13 protein-coding genes are annotated in these 17,311 nt (G+C 52.1%); 9 read left to right on the plus strand and 4 right to left on the minus strand.

The window, feature by feature from the left end; translation table 11 throughout:
• Window positions 1-39: 39 nt before the first annotated feature.
• Window positions 40-468, plus strand: coding sequence for an L-fucose mutarotase (gene fucU / locus ACYUJT_RS17835; RefSeq protein ID WP_460324637.1), 429 nt, complete (start codon window positions 40-42; stop codon window positions 466-468).
• 70 nt (window positions 469-538) lie between these two features.
• Here the strand turns inward: fucU and ACYUJT_RS17840 are convergent, their stop codons facing one another.
• The 4 genes from ACYUJT_RS17840 to ACYUJT_RS17855 form a co-directional block, all read right to left on the minus strand.
• Complete coding sequence (locus tag ACYUJT_RS17840) at window positions 539-2,806, minus strand: hypothetical protein (RefSeq protein WP_460324639.1); 2,268 nt, start codon at window positions 2,804-2,806, stop codon at window positions 539-541.
• 140 nt (window positions 2,807-2,946) lie between these two features.
• Window positions 2,947-3,801, minus strand: coding sequence for an SDR family oxidoreductase (locus ACYUJT_RS17845; RefSeq protein WP_460324641.1), 855 nt, complete (start codon window positions 3,799-3,801; stop codon window positions 2,947-2,949).
• A gap of 1 nt (window position 3,802) precedes the next feature.
• Window positions 3,803-4,900: a mannonate dehydratase gene (gene uxuA, locus ACYUJT_RS17850; protein ID WP_460324643.1), complete on the minus strand. Its 1,098-nt coding sequence runs from the start codon at window positions 4,898-4,900 to the stop codon at window positions 3,803-3,805.
• Window positions 4,901-4,912: 12 nt separating this feature from the next.
• Complete coding sequence (locus ACYUJT_RS17855) at window positions 4,913-5,587, minus strand: GntR family transcriptional regulator (RefSeq protein ID WP_460324823.1); 675 nt, start codon at window positions 5,585-5,587, stop codon at window positions 4,913-4,915.
• Between the two features lie 141 nt (window positions 5,588-5,728).
• Between ACYUJT_RS17855 and uxaC the strand changes: the two genes are divergently transcribed.
• From uxaC to ACYUJT_RS17895, 8 genes are all read left to right on the plus strand, one after another.
• The gene (uxaC, locus tag ACYUJT_RS17860; RefSeq protein ID WP_460324645.1) at window positions 5,729-7,138 is read left to right on the plus strand and encodes a glucuronate isomerase; all 1,410 of its coding nucleotides are present in this window, start codon (window positions 5,729-5,731) and stop codon (window positions 7,136-7,138) included.
• Window positions 7,139-7,207: 69 nt separating this feature from the next.
• Window positions 7,208-8,818 carry a response regulator gene (locus tag ACYUJT_RS17865; RefSeq protein WP_460324647.1) on the plus strand — a complete coding sequence of 537 codons (1,611 nt, stop codon included), beginning with the start codon at window positions 7,208-7,210 and terminating at the stop codon, window positions 8,816-8,818.
• Window positions 8,815-10,569 (plus strand): sensor histidine kinase, encoded by a 1,755-nt coding sequence (locus ACYUJT_RS17870; RefSeq protein ID WP_460324649.1) that lies wholly within the window; start codon window positions 8,815-8,817, stop codon window positions 10,567-10,569. The genes ACYUJT_RS17865 and ACYUJT_RS17870 overlap by 4 nt, the downstream gene beginning before the upstream one ends.
• A gap of 127 nt (window positions 10,570-10,696) precedes the next feature.
• Complete coding sequence (locus tag ACYUJT_RS17875; protein WP_460324651.1) at window positions 10,697-12,391, plus strand: ABC transporter substrate-binding protein; 1,695 nt, start codon at window positions 10,697-10,699, stop codon at window positions 12,389-12,391.
• 225 nt (window positions 12,392-12,616) lie between these two features.
• Window positions 12,617-13,480, plus strand: a complete 864-nt coding sequence (locus ACYUJT_RS17880) for an ABC transporter permease (RefSeq protein ID WP_460324826.1) — start codon at window positions 12,617-12,619, stop codon at window positions 13,478-13,480.
• A 27-nt stretch (window positions 13,481-13,507) separates the two neighbouring features.
• A complete protein-coding gene (locus ACYUJT_RS17885; protein ID WP_460324653.1) occupies window positions 13,508-14,446 on the plus strand; it encodes a carbohydrate ABC transporter permease in 939 nt (312 codons plus the stop codon).
• Window positions 14,446-15,462, plus strand: a complete 1,017-nt coding sequence (locus ACYUJT_RS17890) for an endo-1,4-beta-xylanase (RefSeq protein ID WP_460324829.1) — start codon at window positions 14,446-14,448, stop codon at window positions 15,460-15,462. Before ACYUJT_RS17885 ends, ACYUJT_RS17890 begins: the two co-directional genes overlap by 1 nt.
• 224 nt (window positions 15,463-15,686) lie before the next feature.
• A complete protein-coding gene (locus ACYUJT_RS17895; RefSeq protein ID WP_460324655.1) occupies window positions 15,687-17,228 on the plus strand; it encodes a glycoside hydrolase family 43 protein in 1,542 nt (513 codons plus the stop codon).
• The last annotated feature ends 83 nt before the right edge of the window (window positions 17,229-17,311 follow it).

Below are 17,311 nucleotides of genomic sequence, written 5' to 3' on the forward strand. Positions count from 1 at the left end.
GGGGTCCATGAAATCATTAATGAAGCTGGGAGGGCTGGTATGTTAAAAGGAATTTCGAGCCTGATCTCGCCGGATCTGATCAAAGTGCTGATGGAGATGGGGCATTCGGATGAAATTGTATTTGCCGACGCCAATTTTCCGGCAGCGAGCCATGCCCGACGTCTGGTTCGCTGCGACGGTCATGGCATTGCTGAGCTGCTGGAGGCGATACTGCCGCTGTTTCCGCTGGATGTATACGTGGATCGGCCCGTGACGCTGATGGCCGTAACGCCGGGCGACGGCGTAAAGACGCCGATTTGGGACAGGTACCGGAAAATCGTGGAGCAGTATCATTCCGGGTCCGACGCCTTCGAGGAAATGGAGCGGTTCGCCTTCTACGAGAGGTCGAAGCAGGCTTATGCGATTGTGTCTACCGGGGAGAGAGCACTATACGCAAACATCATTTTGAAAAAGGGCGTTGTCATATAAGATGCGATATCAATGACAAATAGCTGCCAGGATAACCGGCAGCTATTTCGTCTGTAAACTTATAAAAATATTAAAGAATCCAGCTCGAGCAATGCATACGTGTGATGCCGTCATAGGTTACGGCCAGCTTCAGCTTGTAGCGGGCAGCTGCATGGCAGTCCCCGGTATCGTCACTGTCGGAAGCCTCACTGTAATTGGAAGAGGAAGATTCGCCGTTGCCGGCAGCCTGACCAAAGCCAGAGGTTTCGATTCCCAGCCTATGATCGGAAAGGCAGATGCGCTGCACCTCTTCGCCGCCGCGCGGAACAATGCCGGTTACGGTCGCCTCGTCCAGCAGGTGATCGTCCTCGCTGTGGAGCGAGACGGTCAGCGCATAGCGGCAGCTGTGGCGCTCGTCGATGCTGAGCAGGCCGATCTGGGCGACAAGCGGCTTCTCCGGCAGCAGCCCGCCGCGCTGCAGCGATGGCCGAATGCTCAGCCGATCCGGCGCAGCGAGCTCCAGCTGCATCTCCCCGTTTAGGGCGCGGCAGCGCTCGGCCGTAAACTGCAGCGAATGCCGGCCCGCCTCGAGCGGGATATTCTCCGCGATATAGCGCAGGGATCCGCTTCCGTTCTCGGCCGGCGTCAGGGAGATCGGCCCTGGCAGTTCGCACCCGTCGATACTGAGCCGGAGCATCGGTTTGTCACCCTGCTTTACGATGGCTGCAAGCTTCAGCGTGTACAGGCCGCTCTGCTGCACGAAAATATCCAGCTTCTCTTCGGGAGAGGTGCAGCAGCCGCCCAGAACGCCGGGCACAACGAACGGATCGAAGCAATCCCGGTCGATCTCCTGCGCGGACCATGGCGCCGTTCCGGCGGGCAATCCGTTGTAATAGCTCTCCGGCGGGCCGAGCAGGCTTGGCTTCTGACCGCCGGTGTCGATAACGAGCTTCTGCAGGACGACGAACGGATCGACCATCCAAACTCGGAGCGTATGATAGCCCGGATGCTCGATATGGTGCCGCGTTACTCCGGTACGGATGTTAATAATGACGCTTTGCTCCCAATCGCGTCCATCGAATCCCTCGTCAGGCAGCTTCGCGATCAGCTCGGCAATTTGCACCGGCCCGTCATCGAAGGAGACGCCGATCCGCAGCCCTTGCCCAGGTACAAAATCGTTGGATGGAACAGCGGACAACGTGACGCTAACCTCGCCCGTACTCGTCATGTATACGGGATATTCCAGGCTCGGCGAGTTTCCGGCATCCGGCTGCTCCGCGCTAGGCCCGGTAACCGGGAATACGGCGACTGAGGATAAGGTGTGGCCGTAGCCTGCAATAGGTTGCCACTCCTTGCCGTTTGCACCGCGGCATGCGGAGTAATGCTCCGCCTCAATGGCGATGACGCCGCCCGTCTCGATATGACCGGCGAGTGAGTCGCGGGTTGGCTCGGCAGGATGGAAGACAGCGATTTGCACCGCGATTTCATCCCCCGTTGGGCCGCTGATCATGATTTCGCTTTGAACATCATTGCCGACTGGCGCAGCAGTCCAGTCGATATCAACCCAAATCCGCTTCTGCGAGATGACCTCTCCTGCGAATAGGGACAGCTTGATCCAGGGAGCTCCTGCCGTTGCGCGAAAAGCGAATGGTTCCGAGCCTTTATTAAAGACATCGATATATCTTGCTTCCTGGGTAAAACCGTCGAATGCAGGCAGCCGGCATACCGTTTTGGCCTCTGGCCATACGTCGGCTGTGCCCTCCACGGCGATGCCCATCTCGAAGTAGTCCTTAGTGGCAACCGTGCCCGTCTCCGGCATAGCGTTCACAGGTGGCTGGTTCCAGTTGGTGTACCCGATATGGGTCTGATCCATCAGGTGATCCAATTTGCCCTGTGAGAGCATTTTATTGTAGGCCAAAGTCAGTTCGCGATCGGCTTCAAAGATCAGCTCCGCCTCTCGGGCGGCGATGTTCGCCGCACTTCTTCCTTGTCGTGCATACAAGCGGCTTCGCGCAGCCTGCATATGCAGCTCCCACATTTGTGCGGAAGCCTGGGCCGGATAGAGGGCCAATTGGAAAAAGGCATTCCGCAGCGGTTCCGGCAGATCCTTATACAGCCGCTCTGCCTGGCTGGAGATGGCCTTCAGCTCTGAAACCACCAGCTCGGCTTCCTTGTAATCCGTCAGGCTGTACAGCTCTACAGCGTTCAACAGCTCGGGCTTTATTCTGCTGTTGAACTTGGCATAGCCCATCAAAATCTCCGCTACCGCTTCGCCATACTTAGCGCCGAATTGCTGCTCCGCCCAATGGACGGCGCCTTCGCCGCTAGTTTGCTGAACAACATAATTTTCGCTGAACATGATACTCCCCCTGCATACAAAATGGTATTCATCCGAATACGGAATGTGATTCAGTATATAAGATCCCCGCATTGGTCCGGGAGGTTCGAGAACAACATGTTTAATTGCATGGGGAAAGTGCTAAAGTTTTCAAAGCTTGATCATACTCCCGAGTAAGCCATGAATCCGCCGTCCACCGGAATGACCGTTCCGGTAACGAAGCCGGACGTATCCGCATCGGCGAGCCAGAGCAGCGTACCAAGCAGATCCTCCGGTACGCCGAAGCGCCGCATTGGCGTGTGCGTAATGATTTTGTGAGAACGCTCCGTCAACGAGCCGTCCTCATTGGTGAGCAGGTTGCGGTTCTGCTCCGTCAGGAAGAAGCCGGGTGCAATCGCGTTGACGCGGATGCCGGATTCCGCCAAATGGACGGCGAGCCACTGCGTAAAGTTGTTGATCGCCGCTTTTGCCGCGCTATAAGCCGGCACTTTGGTCATCGGACACGGCGCGCTCATCGAGGAAATATTCAGCACGACTGCTCCTGGACGGCCGAGCATCGTTTTGGCGAACACCTGCGTAGGAATAAGGGTGCCGACGAAGTTCAAGTCGAATACCGTTCTTACTCCGGGAATGCTCAGGTCAAAGAAGGTGGTGATGTCAGGATTCGTTAAATCCTCGGAGCGGAAAATTTCATTTGTCGTATTGGCGCTAGGCTGATTGCCGCCAGCGCCGTTGATCAGAATGTCGCAAGGGCCCAACTGCTCCCGTACGATCTTCTCCGCTTGGGTGACGCTGGCCACGTCGGTAACGTCGCAGGCGACCGCGATCGCCTGGCCGCCGCTAGCTTCAATTGCCGCGGCCACCTCGTCCCCCTTCTCTTTCGTCCGGTTAAGAATGGCAACCTTGACTCCCTGCCCGGCGAGCTCCTGCGCCATGGCCCGGCACAGCACGCCGGAACCGCCGGTAATGACGGCGGTTTTACCCTCAAGGGAAGAATGCTTAGGCAATGCACACATATTAATTCCCCTCCCCAGCGCTTACGTTAGCGGATTGTGCCTGTTGTCTCGAATAGGCGTCCCATAATCCCCATAAGTACATGATTCCGAGGCCGCGGTCATACAGCCCATATCCCGGACGGCATTGCTCGCCCCAAATATGTCTGCCGTGGTCAGGGCGGCAGTAGCCCGTGAAATCGGTATCATAATACGCTTTCACAACGCCGCTGATGTCAACCGTGCCGTCAGATGTTTTATGAGAGGTCTCGATGAAATCCCCATTATCCATAACGCGAACGTTACGGATATGTGTAAACGGAATCCGCCCCTGGAATTCGTGGATCATAGAGATGATGTCGTTGCTTGGCTTGGCTCCGAGCGATCCGGTGCACAGCGTAATGCCGTTAGCCGGGCTGTCATGGAGCGACAGCAGTCGGCGGAAGCCGGCCTGGTCGTTCAGGATTCGCGGCAATCCGAAGATCGCAAATGGTGGATCGTCCGGATGGACAGCCATCAGGATGCCGTTCTTCTCGGCAACGGGTACGATTCTGTCAAGGAAATACTTGAGATTATCCCACAGATCCTCTTCCGTAACTTCCCGATATGCTTCGAATAAAGTGGTGAGATGTGCGAGACGCTCAGGCTCCCAGCCTGGCATTGTGAGATCGCTGTTCTGATTGATGATTTTTACAAGATCGAACGGATCTACTCCGTCAATTTTTTCCTTCTCAAAGAATAGAGCGGTCGAGCCGTCTTCCAACTCTTTGAACAAATCCGTTCTCGCCCAGTCGAATACCGGCATGAAATTGTAACAAATGACCTTAACGCCGATTTGAGCCAGATTCTCGATCGTGCGAATGTAATTTTCGATATATTGATCCCGGGTAGGAAGCCCGAGCTTAATATCCTCATGGATGTTCACGCTCTCGACGACTTCCGTATGCAAGCCGTGCTTGCTGGCTAAGTCGCGGATTTCCTTAATCCGTTCGAGTGGCCATACTTCTCCAGCGGGCACATCATGAAGTGCCCACACGATACCCTCTGTTCCAGGGATTTGTCTGATTTGATCCAGCGTAACTGTGTCGTTGTTCTCGCCGAACCAGCGAAATACCATACGCATAACCTTCACCGCCTAATAAATTTTTGTTTGGTTATTGAAATAATCGGGAAACTTCTCCTGCAGCAGTCCAAGATTATAAATGCTGAGAGCCAAATGGGTCTGCATCAGGCGATCCGCCAAAGCTTCATCCTTTTGGCAAATCGCTTCATACACATCGCGGTGCTGCTCGAACAAATGATTCCAATGGGGATCGGTTCTCATCCACAGGATGCGGCTCCGGTTCAAATGAGCATTCATTTGTTGAATGACGCCCCAGGTCCCGAGCTTATTCACCCCTTCGAACAAGATACGGTGAAATTGCTCATCCAGTTCGAACATCGCCATCCCATCGTGCTTCATTAGGGATTCCCGCTGAAGGGACAAGTTGTTGCCAAGCTCTTCGAGCAGCTTCTCGGGGAATTGCTTGCATGCTAGACGGACGACGGCCCGCTCCAACTGCTCGCGCATGAATTGGGCTTCCAGAACGAGATCCGGTTCAATCAGGGACACCCGCGTGCCGCGCTGCGGAAGCACTACCACCAGTCCTTCCTGGGCAAGCCGGACAAAGCTCTCCCTTACAGGAGTACGGCTTACATTGAAAGTGATCGACATTTCCTTTTCGGATAACGTAGTTCCCGGAGCCAGCTCCATATTGACGATTTGCTTCTTTAATTCGTTGTACACGGTATTCCCAGCCGATTCTTGCATAGGGGGGTTCCATCCTCTCAATCGATCACCTCCTTACTTCTTCCATACTACCACACTTGTATGGTAGTATGGAACTGGCAATAATCAATAAATATCATAGCGGCTAGGAAGCAACGAATATATGCTGTCAGGGGGATGGAGATGAAACATTTTTACACGGAAAATTTGCTGCTTACGAGCAATAGCGCGAAAAAGCTGTACTTCGAATATGCAGCAGGAATGCCGATTTACGATTATCACAATCATTTGAATCCGGCGGATGTGGCGGCGAATAGGCAGTTTCGCAATTTGACGGAGCTATGGCTGGATGGGGATCATTACAAATGGCGGGCGATGCGCTGGCTGGGCATCGATGAATCGCTCATTACGGGAAAGGCCGGAGACCAGGAGAAGTTCATGGCTTGGGCCCGTGCCGTTCCGCGGCTAGTCGGCAATCCGCTCTACCATTGGAGCCATTTGGAGCTAGCCCGTTATTTCGGCATTGAGGAGCGGCTGAGCGAAGACAATGCCGAGGAAATCTGGCATCGCTGCAACGAACGTCTGCAGGAGAAGTCGCTTCGCGCTGCAGGCATATTGCAGCAGTTCGATGTACGGGTCGCGTGCACGACGGATGATCCGGCCGACGAATTGGCGGCTCATGGACGAATTGCAGACAACAAGGAGATTTCAGCCCGGGTTCTGCCGACCTTTAGACCGGACCGGGCTTTGAATATTACGGCCCCGGGATTCCAGGAATACATGGCGGAGCTTGGTCAGGCGGCCGGCTGCGCGATTGGGAATTACGAGGATCTATTGGAAGCGTTGAAGAATAGAATCGATTATTTTCATGCGATGGGCTGCCGCTTGTCGGATCATGGTTTCGGGACCTTCCCTTTTGAGCGGGCGACGGAACGGGAGACAGAGCTAATTTTTGCCAAAGCGCTCCGTGGGGAAATGCTGACGGATTCGGAAGAAAACCGCTATCGGACGTTTACCCTGCTTCGTTTGGGTGAAATGTATTATGACCGAGGTTGGGCGATGCAGCTGCATATTGGCGCCATCCGCAACAATAACGACCGCATGCTGAAGACGATCGGCAAGGATAGCGGGTACGATTCCATCCTCGATTATCATTTGGCGGCGTCCTTGAACACTTTCCTGAATGAATTGGAAATGGGCAGCCGCCTGCCTAAGACGATCGTATACAGTCTTTATCCCTATCATTATGAAATGCTTGCGACAACGATCGGCAATTTCCAATCCGGAGAGAGCGCTGGCAAGCTCCAGCTTGGCTCGGCTTGGTGGTTCAATGACCAGAAGGAGGGAATGCTGCAGCAGTTGAAAGCGTTATCCTCAATCGGGGTTATCAGTACCTTTGTCGGCATGCTGACGGATTCGCGCAGCTTTATGTCCCTGCCAAGACATGAATATTTCCGGCGTGTCCTATGCCGATTGTTCGGGGAGTGGATCGAAGAAGGAGAGCTGCCGGCGGATTACGATTATATTGGAAGCATCGTGCAGGACATTTGCTATCATAACGCGGTCCGTTATTTCGGAATTTCCTTGTCTTAACGTTTACGGGCATCACCAACATCATGTGCCGGCTGCATTCCGGGCAGCAGGCTGGGAGGAGGCATACCGATGGAACTTCACAGTGTTATTCTTGTAGATGATGAGCTGTTTACGCGGAAGGGATTAATCAAGTTGATCGACTGGGGAGCTTGCGGCTTCCAAATATCCGGCGAGGCTGACAACGGAGAGGACGCGCTGGAGTTGATCCGGTCCGCACGTCCCGATCTGGTCATCACCGATATTCGCATGCCGGTTTTGGATGGACTGGGGCTAATCCGACAGTTGATCGAAGAGGATGAGCAGCCGCCCGTGTTTGTCATTATTAGCGGCTATGATGATTTCAGTTATGCGCAACAGGCCGTTCGCTACGGAGTTCATGATTTCATTCTCAAGCCGATCGATGAAGGTGAATTCACCGAAATGCTGTGCAGGCTGAGCGGCCGGCTCCGCGAGGAACGCGAAGAGAAGGAGCGGGAGAAGCGTCTGGAGAATCAGGCGATGATCGAATCGATCATCAGGAATGAAGCCGAGGAGCAGTTCATTTCGACCTGGGAGGAGCAGTTGAACCTGACGAACGGCGATAGCCTGTATTATATGCTCGTGGAACTGAATGATCTGCACCCGTGGCGGCAGGTAGAGGAAGAGGAAGAGCTTCCTCTTCACCGGTTCAAGGAGCAGGTGGAGCAAGCGCTGCAGGAGATCGTAGGCGGAGAACAGCCGCTCTACATTTATGAGCATCGCAACCGCATCGGGGTGATTGTGCCTGAACGTCTGCTGAAGCCGTTTCATAACAACATCCGTTCGTTCGCGGAATCGCTTCAGACCAGGATAAAGGTTCGGGAGGGGCGCGTCTTTATTTATGCGGGATGCCCAGTTCAAGGATTGGCCGGCCTTCGAGGCGCGTACGAAAGTGCCAAAGAGGCGTTGTTATATAAATATGTTCATGACCATGAGGGCATTGTGGTTCATAGCCAAACGAGCGAATGCGCCGTCCAGTATATGCCGGTCGATCAGGAGCTATACCATCGTTTGATCGAGCAGATCGAGGAATATCGCCTTGAGGAGCTTGGGCGTTCGATCAAGCAGATGTTTCAGCGTTTCCAAGGGAAGCGCTATGCCCCAGAGGCCGTGAAGATGAGCATTCACCAATGCGTGCTTGGCGTGGTTGATATTGTCCGGGGCATGGAAGGGGACGAGCGTACGCTCGGTTCGTTGGACCCGGTTATCGGCTGGCATGACTTGAATTTGTCCCTGCAGGAGCTGCAGCGTCTCTTCGCCGCCTTTGCGGCGGAGAGCGGCCAGTATATCAGCGTCCTGCGCAAGGAGCAGCAAAAGGGCGGCATCCATAAAATCCGCGCCTATATCGAAGAGCATTATCACGAGAACATTAGCTTAAAGTCCATTGCTGCTAAATTTTATATGAACCCCGTTTACCTTGGCCAATTGTTCCGCAAAACCTACGGCGTATATTTTAATGATTTCCTGCTGCAATTAAGAATAAGCGAGGCCAAGCGACTGCTCCGCCAGACGGATATGCGCATATATGAGGTCGCCGATCGCGTGGGCTTCAGCAATCCCGATTATTTCGTGACGCAATTCGAGAAGCTGGAGAAGCTGACGCCAAGCGAATACCGTTCGCAGCTGGTGAAGGGAGGGGCGTCCTCAAGGACGAGCCGATGATACCTAATTTGAATAATGTTCGGCTGCGGGACAAGATGCTGCTGCTCTATTTTCTATGCGTGCTCGTTCCGATACTGCTTACGAATTTCATTTTCTATAACGTAACCACAACAAGTGTAAGAAATCAGCGGATGCAGGACATTTCCCGGGCTTTAGAGCAAGTCAAGAACGAGTTTCTTCAAGAAGTGGAAGATACCCTGCAGGTATCTTCCGTTTTTTATACCGATCATCTCCTGAATGAGATCATCGAGACAGAATACGAGCATCCCATCGACTATGTGGAGGCCTACGACTCTTATTTGCGGCGGATTATTAACACATCCAGCCCGGCTTATAATTCTGTGGATGCCATCACCGTATATGTCGATAATCCGACACTGCTATATTCAGGCGGCATTGTCTACATTGATCAGAACATCAAGCAGCAGGATTGGTACAAGAAAATATCCTCGGCCAAGCTGTCCGCGCCGATATTTATGCGTACAGGCCAAGATGGCCAGCTGGATACGTTCAGCGTCATTCGCCGCATGGATTACTATTATTATTCGCGGCAAGAGAACGGGCATTTCCTGAAAATCGATTTGCGCATGCCGGTGATCCGGCAAATATTCAACAATTTGAATTTGCAGGGCCGTATTTACCTGTTGAATGACCGGGGGGAGATCGAGTACTCGAACGATGCCGACCTCGATTTGCATGCAGGAGCTGTCGCTTTTGACCAGATAGTTGCCCCGGAGAGAACGATCGAATTTCACAAAGATTACGGGCAGAGCAATAATTTGAACGGCTGGAGCGTCGTGGGGAGAATTTCCGAGGATGAAGTGTTCCAGGAGGTCAGGCAAAACCGCAATTTCATCGTGCTGCTAACTTGCCTCAATATTCTGCTGCCGACCTTGATCATCGTCTGGATCACCCGTTCGCTGAACGTAAGGCTGATCCGTATTTTGAAATATATGAAGAAGGTCAAAAACCAGCATTTCGAGACAATACAGGATGAAGGCTCCAGCGATGAAATCGGACAATTAACGGGCGAATTCAATCGGATGACGCTGCAGATCCAGAGCCTGATCAATAACGTGTATGTAGCCGACATCCAGAAGAAGAATCTGGAGCTGGAGCGCCGTCATGCTCAATTGAATGCGCTGCAAAGCCAGATTAATCCGCATTTTTTATTTAATGCCCTGGAAACGATCCGCATGCGGAGTTTGATGAAGGACGAGGAGGAGACCGCGAGAATCATTCACAATATGGCGAAGATTTTCCGCAATTCCCTCGTCTGGCGGAAGGATATGGTCACTTTGAAGGAAGAGCTGGAATTCATTTATTGCTTCCTGGAAATCCAGAAATACCGGTTTGGGGAAAAGATTGAATACACGGTCCTGGCGAGCGAAGCCGATACTTCGATTCTAATTCCCAAAATGTCCATCGTTACCTTCGTAGAGAACGCAAGCATCCATGGCATCGAACCTTTGAAGCAAGGCGGAAAAATCGAGGTAGAGATCAAGCAGTCCGGCGACGAGTTGATCTGCATGATACGGGATAACGGTGTCGGCATGTCCAGCGAGAAGGTGGAGAAATTATACCGCTACCTGGAGGGCGAAGAAGAGATGGGGGAACGCATCGGCATTCAGAATGTCATCTATCGCCTCAGAATGTTTTACAAAGACCGGTTGACATTGAACATTCGCAGCAAGCTTGGCGAGGGAACGGAGGTTCTCTTTATCATTCCGGCGGAGAAGCGGTTAATGTAGAAATCTATACCGGGCTCCTATAGTTTTCAAAGTATCAACTTTAGATTGACGGGTAAAAGTCGTCGCCTGCCTCTCTTATAATGAAAGTGCTTACAAAAATGAAGGCCTGAAAGGGGAAGTCAAAAACATGAAGAAAAGACGGTTTTGGCTAAGTTGTCTGACCATCGTAATGCTGGCATCGCTGTTGTCCGCATGCTCCGGCGGCAAAGACAATAACAAGGCAGCGAACAGCGCATCAACAGGTGGCGCCCAGGAAGAGAAGCTGGATAAAGTAACTTTTACTTACTTTAATGCAGTGGCAGGCAAGGACGTTAATACGAATGAAACGAAAATTGGAAAAATATTTGAAGATCAAACTGGTGTGAACTTTAAAATCGAGCATCTTGTTGGCGATGAGAATACGAAGGTAGGCACGTTCATCGCAAGCAACAGTTACCCGGACGTGCTTGTGCCAGGCGGCTCGATCGATAAGCTGTTGAGTTCGGGCTCTTTTATTCCGCTAAACGATTTAATCGATCAATACGGCCCGAATATCAAACGGGTATATGAGCCTTACTACAACTTGATGAAGGCAGAGGATGGCAACATCTATTTCTTGCCGATGAGTGCCGTAGTGGGCGAGTACATTTCCGCTCCGAATATCGAGCAGGGAGCCTTCTGGATTCAGCGCCGCGTGCTGAAGGAAGCGGGCTATCCAACGATCAAGACGTTTGATGATTACTTAAATCTTATCCGCGAATATGTGAGTAAGCATCCGGGTGAAGACTTGACGGGATATATTGCATTGACTACACAAGACCAATTTTTTGCTTTAACGAATCCGCCTATGCACCTTGCAGGGTATCCGAATGACGGAGGCGTCATCATCGACATGGAAACTCATGAAGCGAATGACTATGCTGATGACGATTTTACCAAACGTTATTTGCAGGAGCTGAACAAGCTGAATGCGGACGGATTATTTGATAAGTCGTCCTTTGTTGACAATCGTGACCAATATTTGGCCAAAATCGCGTCAGGTAAAGTGCTTGGCTTCTTCGACTACAGATGGCAGGTAGGCCAATCGATGAACAACCTGCGTGAAGCGGCGCAGCAAACTGGCAACGATGATTTGGAGTATATGGCATTGCCGATCGTATTTGACGAAAACACCAAAGACCAGTACCTCGATCCGCCTTCCTTTGTTAACAACCGTGGAGTAGGTATCTCGGTTAGCGCGAAAGACCCTGAGCGTATTATCAAATACTTCGATAACCTGCTTACCGATGAGAATCAAATCTTATCGAACTGGGGAATTGAAGGCGAGACTTATTCGGTAGATGAGAACGGCCGTTTCTATCGTACAGAGGAACAAATCAAGCAGACGAATGCGGAAGCCTTCCGCGAGTCATTTGGCTTCAAGTACTTTGAATACAACTGGCCGCGTTACGGTAACGGTTCTTCGCTGCCGGACGGGAACTCCGTAGGGGCGGGCCGTCAACCTGAGGTAGCGCAAATGTCTTACTCTGAAAGCGACAAGAAGCTGTTGGAAGCATACGGCATCCAGTCATTCTCGCAATTGTTCGCAGCACCTGAAGAGCGTCCTTGGTACCCGGCTTGGAGTATTCAGATTGAGCAAGGTTCGCCGGCGCAAATCTTTACGCAGAAGAAAAGCGATTTGCAGCGCAAATACTTCCCTAAACTCGTTCTTGCCAATCCGGCGGAGTTCGACAAAATCTGGGATGAATACGTAACAGATTTCAACAAACTTGGCGTGAAAGATTATGAGCAGCTGATTACAGACGAAGTGGCTAAGAAAGTCGATCTGGTTCAAGGAAAATAATAAACCGAGAATTTGAAATGGAAAGGCCGGCTGATCTGGGCAATGAGAGGATTTCCGGCCTTTCTGTTATCTAAATTCCCCATTACTGGATAGGGAGGAGAAGAAACCGTGGACAATGTGACACAATTAAGACCGGCAGAGTCGCCCGAGCCCGAGGTTAATAAACTGGACGGCGGCTTGAAAGGTTTCTTCCACAAACTAAGCAAGCAAAGAGCGCTCGTCTTTATGTCGGTGCCTTTTCTGATTTGGCTGATTATCTTCAAATATTTGCCCCTATGGGGCTGGAGCATCGCGTTCCAGGACTATAAACCGGCAAAAGGGATGTTTGACCAGACCTGGGCCGGTCTGAAGCACTTCAAGTTCCTGTTTCAGGACGAGCATTTCGTCCGGGTTATGCGCAATACGCTTGCGATGAGCTTTATCAATCTTGTTCTAGGTTTTGTTACAGCGATTACTTTGGCGATTCTTCTCAATGAGCTTCGTAAAGTCGCCTTCAAGCGCGTTGTGCAAACGATCAGTTATTTACCGCACTTTATTTCATGGGTTGTAGCCTCAAGCATCATTGCGACGGCGTTGTCTGCGGACGGCGGCATCATTAACGATGTGCTGATGTGGCTCGGCATTATCAAAGAGCCGATTCTTTGGCTCGGGGAAGGGAAATATTTCTGGGGAATACTCGGTGTTTCGGAAGTCTGGAAAAACGTAGGTTGGAACACCATTATATATTTGGCAGCGATGACCAGTATTGATCCGTCTCAGTATGAAGCTGCAGAAATCGACGGAGCTGGACGGTTCCAGCGCATTTGGAACATTACGTTCCCGGGCATTAAGTCTGTTGTCGTCATATTGCTCATTATGAACATCGGAAACCTGCTGGAGACCGGCTTTGAACCGCAATACCTGCTTGGAAACGGCATGAACGTCGACTACTCCGAGAACCTGGATATCTTCGTGCTTAAGTACGGGATTCAGATGGGGAACTTCTCTCTCTCGATTGCGGCGGGTATGTTCAAGACGGTGATCAGCTTCATTCTCTTGTTTACAGCTAACCATATCGCGAAGAGACTGGGCGAGGACCGGCTGTTCTGAGGTCGTACTTCTTAAGGAGGATTCAATATGGCTAAGTCGCTATCTAAAGCGCCTAAAGTGCATGCCCGGTTCAAATCGCCATCGGACCGGCTGTTCGATACATTCAATATCATCTTCATGATTTGCCTTATGATCGTCACGCTTTATCCGTTTCTCAACACGCTCGCCGTATCATTGAATACGGCCAATGATTCCATTAAGGGCGGCATTTATTTATGGCCGCGGGTGTTTACGTGGGAGAACTACAAATACGTATTTGAGGAAGCAACGATTTTCCATGCGACGCTGATTTCGGCGCTGCGTACCGTGATTGGCACGATACTGTCCGTTTTCTGCTGTACGATGGTCGCATACACGATCGCCCGGCCGGAATACGTGCTCCGCAAGTTTATTTCGATCGCGTTTATTTTGACGATGTATTTCAGCGGGGGGCTGATCCCGAACTTCCTGCTTATCCGGGAGCTTGGCTTGATGAACAGCTTCTGGGTCTATATCATTCCGGGCCTGATCGGCGTATTTAACGTCATCATAATCCGGTCTTTTATCGAGAAGCTTCCGGAAGGCATTCTGGAGTCTGCCCGCATCGACGGCGCAGGCGAATTCACGACATTCCTCCGGGTAGTCCTGCCGCTCTGTTTGCCGGTAATTGCTACCGTCTCCCTGTTCTCTGCCGTATCCCAGTGGAACTCCTGGTTCGATGTGTTCTTGTACAATTCATCGAATGTGAACCTGAGCACCCTTCAGTATGAGCTTATGAAAATACTGCAGAACTCGAATACATCCATGAACAGCGGCAACGACTATGCGAGCATGTTCTCCGGCTCGGAAGCAGCCATCAACCGGGTAACGCCGACGTCGATCCGCGCAACGATGACGATCGTGGCGAGCGTGCCTATTATTTTGGTATATCCATTCCTGCAAAAATACTTCGTTCAAGGGATGACGTTAGGAGGGGTCAAAGGATGATGAGCAGCGTTATGAAACGAAATGAGCCGAAGCTGAAGGAGATCTTCGCTGATTGCTTCCAGATTGGAGCCGCCGTGAATCCGCGGACGATTCAAACGCAGGAGGAGTTGCTCGCTTATCACTTCAACAGCATTACCGCCGAAAATGAGATGAAGTTCATGAACCTCCAGCCGGAGGAAGGCAACTTCACGTTCGCGGACGCGGATACTATCGTGGATTTCGCCAAGCGCTACGGCATGCAGGTCAGAGGGCATACACTGGTCTGGCATAACCAGACGACGGATTGGCTGTTCGAGAACGGCAGCGGGAGCCTGGTCAGCAAAGAGACGCTGTACGCACGGATGAAGGAGCATATTCATACGGTGGTAGGGCGATATAAAGAGCATATCTATGCTTGGGACGTCGTGAACGAGGTCATTGCCGATGAAGGGCAGGAACTGCTCCGGGAATCGAAATGGACGGAAATCGCCGGGATCGATTTCATCGCCAAAGCGTTTGAGCTTGCGCATGAGGCAGATCCAAATGCCCTGTTATTTTACAATGACTACAATGAATCGAATCCGCTAAAAAGAGAAAAGATCTACAGGCTCGTCCAGCTACTGGTGGAGCAAGGCGTCCCTATCCATGGCATCGGCCTGCAGGCGCACTGGAATCTGTACGGTCCATCGCTGGATGACATCCGTGCAGCGATCGAAAAGTACGCTTCGCTGGGGCTGCAGCTGCAGTTGACCGAGCTCGATGTATCGATGTTCGCCTTCGACGACAAGCGAACGGATTTGAAGGAGGCGCCGGCCGAGCTCATCGAGCTTCAAGAGCAGAGGTATGAGCAGATGTTCAAACTGCTTAAGGAGTATAAGGACGTAATCGGCGCGGTGACGTTCTGGGGAGCGGCCGACGATTATACGTGGCTTGATAATTTCCCGGTGCGCGGGCGCAAAAATTGGCCGTTCCTATTCGATGGCCAGCATCAGCCGAAGCCGGCTTATTATCGCCTGGCAGAGATAGCTGGTTCATAGAACGAGAACATCAGGGTCAATAGGGCTAGTAGAGTTTAATAGAACGAAATGAAGAGATCAGGGAGGCATTCCCTGGTCTCGTATGCTATTTGGAGCCAATAACCCGATAAGGAGGAATCGACTCATGGAGCATATATGCAGGAAATTCGATTTTTTACGAGAATGGTAAAATTACGGCCGATCGCTCGGCAGTGTTATATACATAAGCTGAGAGGAGCAGAAGGATGAATATGAAGATGACATACAGCAACCCGGTATTGCCGGGCTTTTATCCCGATCCTAGCGTAATTAGAGTAGGCAGCGATTATTACATGGCGGCGAGCTCGTTTGAATATGTTCCCGGCTTGCCGATTTTCCACAGTAAGGATCTGATTCATTGGCGGCAGATCGGGCATGCGCTAACGCGGACGAGCCAGATCGATCTGTCCGGCCGCAGAAGCTCGGAGGGCATTTATGCGCCTACTTTAAGATATCATGAGGGCGTCTTCTATATCATTACAACGGACGTAATGGGCATTGGTAATTTCTACATGACGGCTTCCGATCCTGTCGGACCGTGGAGCGATCCGATCCAGATCCCATACGGGAACATCGATCCGTCGCTGATGTTCGACGATGATGGCAAGGTGTACGTGACTGCGCAAATGGGGGCGGACAAGGAATCCCATATTATTCAGTATGAGATTGATATTAAGACAGGTACGGCGCTAAGCGAGCCAGTGGTCGTGGCCCGGGGCGATGGAGGAGTATGGACGGAAGGGCCGCATCTCTACAAAATCAACGGCCGCTACTATTTGACTTGTGCCTGCGGAGGCACAGGCCGAGATCATCGCGTCTTGGTCTACCGGGGCGATGCGCCTTACGGTCCGTTTGAGATGATGCCTCATCCGATGCTGACCCATAACCGCCTTGCTAATGATCCGATTCAAAACGTCGGTCATGCCGATTTGGTCGAGGACATGGCAGGAAGATGGTGGGCGATGTTTCTTGGTGTTCGTCCGGTGGACGGTCAGTACAGCGTACTCGGCCGAGAAACCTTCCTGGCTCCCGTGCAATGGACGGAGGATGGCTGGCCGGTGGTGGACAATAATGAAGGAACGGTGAGGCTGGAGATGGCAGCGGAAGGTGCGGTCATCCCGTTGCCGTCTTCGGCGTCGGCGGTTGAGCCGTATTGGCGGGATGATTTCGCGGATGCACAGTTAGGGAACCGCTGGACATTCCTTCTGGCCGCACAGGAGGAACAGGCGCTGCTGGGCATGCGGCACGGGTACGTTGCGTTAAAGGGGAATGCCCTTGCACTGCGGGATATAGGCCCGGCCTTGTTCCTCGGCGTCCGCCAGCAGCATCGGATCGTCACCGTGACGACCGAGCTTCAATTCGCTCCGCAGCAGGAAGGAGAAGAAGCGGGCATCGCCGTTAGGCTGAACGAGCAGGGAAATTTGACGCTCGGCATCCGCTTGAGGGAGGGAGTTCAGGTTTTGACCGCTGTGATGACGGATCGGGGACTGACGACCATCCTGGCGGAGAAGCCGATTTCTGCTGAGCATGTATGGCTGCGCATAGTTGCCAAGGAAAGAGAATATGCACTGATGTACTCCTTGGATGGGGAGGCGTGGCATGAAGCGGGATCCGCGCCGGCCCGCGGATTGTCTCCAGAGGGCAACGGCGGCTTTACCGGGGCCTTGATCGGGATGTATGCGACCGGGAACGGCCGGAATTCCGAGGCTCCGGCGTATTTTGACTATTTCCAATATCAGGCGGAATAGAATAGAAAGAAAATCTCTCCTTCGATCGCAGGGCATTAGGCAAATGTCCGTGATCGGAAGGAGAGATTTTTTTGTCTGCCCAT

It is taken from the genome of Paenibacillus sp. YSY-4.3, assembly GCF_054767475.1.

Excerpts from the sequence above, each read along its gene's own strand:
- fucU (WP_460324637.1), top strand. The coding sequence starts at position 40 with ATGTTAAAAGGAATTTCGAGCCTGATCTCGCCGGATCTGATCAAAGTG.
- ACYUJT_RS17840 (WP_460324639.1), bottom strand. The coding sequence starts at position 2,806 with ATGTTCAGCGAAAATTATGTTGTTCAGCAAACTAGCGGCGAAGGCGCC.
- ACYUJT_RS17845 (WP_460324641.1), bottom strand. The coding sequence starts at position 3,801 with ATGTGTGCATTGCCTAAGCATTCTTCCCTTGAGGGTAAAACCGCCGTC.
- uxuA (WP_460324643.1), bottom strand. The coding sequence starts at position 4,900 with ATGCGTATGGTATTTCGCTGGTTCGGCGAGAACAACGACACAGTTACG.
- ACYUJT_RS17855 (WP_460324823.1), bottom strand. The coding sequence starts at position 5,587 with ATGCAAGAATCGGCTGGGAATACCGTGTACAACGAATTAAAGAAGCAA.
- uxaC (WP_460324645.1), top strand. The coding sequence starts at position 5,729 with ATGAAACATTTTTACACGGAAAATTTGCTGCTTACGAGCAATAGCGCG.
- ACYUJT_RS17865 (WP_460324647.1), top strand. The coding sequence starts at position 7,208 with ATGGAACTTCACAGTGTTATTCTTGTAGATGATGAGCTGTTTACGCGG.
- ACYUJT_RS17870 (WP_460324649.1), top strand. The coding sequence starts at position 8,815 with ATGATACCTAATTTGAATAATGTTCGGCTGCGGGACAAGATGCTGCTG.
- ACYUJT_RS17875 (WP_460324651.1), top strand. The coding sequence starts at position 10,697 with ATGAAGAAAAGACGGTTTTGGCTAAGTTGTCTGACCATCGTAATGCTG.
- ACYUJT_RS17880 (WP_460324826.1), top strand. The coding sequence starts at position 12,617 with ATGTCGGTGCCTTTTCTGATTTGGCTGATTATCTTCAAATATTTGCCC.
- ACYUJT_RS17885 (WP_460324653.1), top strand. The coding sequence starts at position 13,508 with ATGGCTAAGTCGCTATCTAAAGCGCCTAAAGTGCATGCCCGGTTCAAA.
- ACYUJT_RS17890 (WP_460324829.1), top strand. The coding sequence starts at position 14,446 with ATGAGCAGCGTTATGAAACGAAATGAGCCGAAGCTGAAGGAGATCTTC.
- ACYUJT_RS17895 (WP_460324655.1), top strand. The coding sequence starts at position 15,687 with ATGAATATGAAGATGACATACAGCAACCCGGTATTGCCGGGCTTTTAT.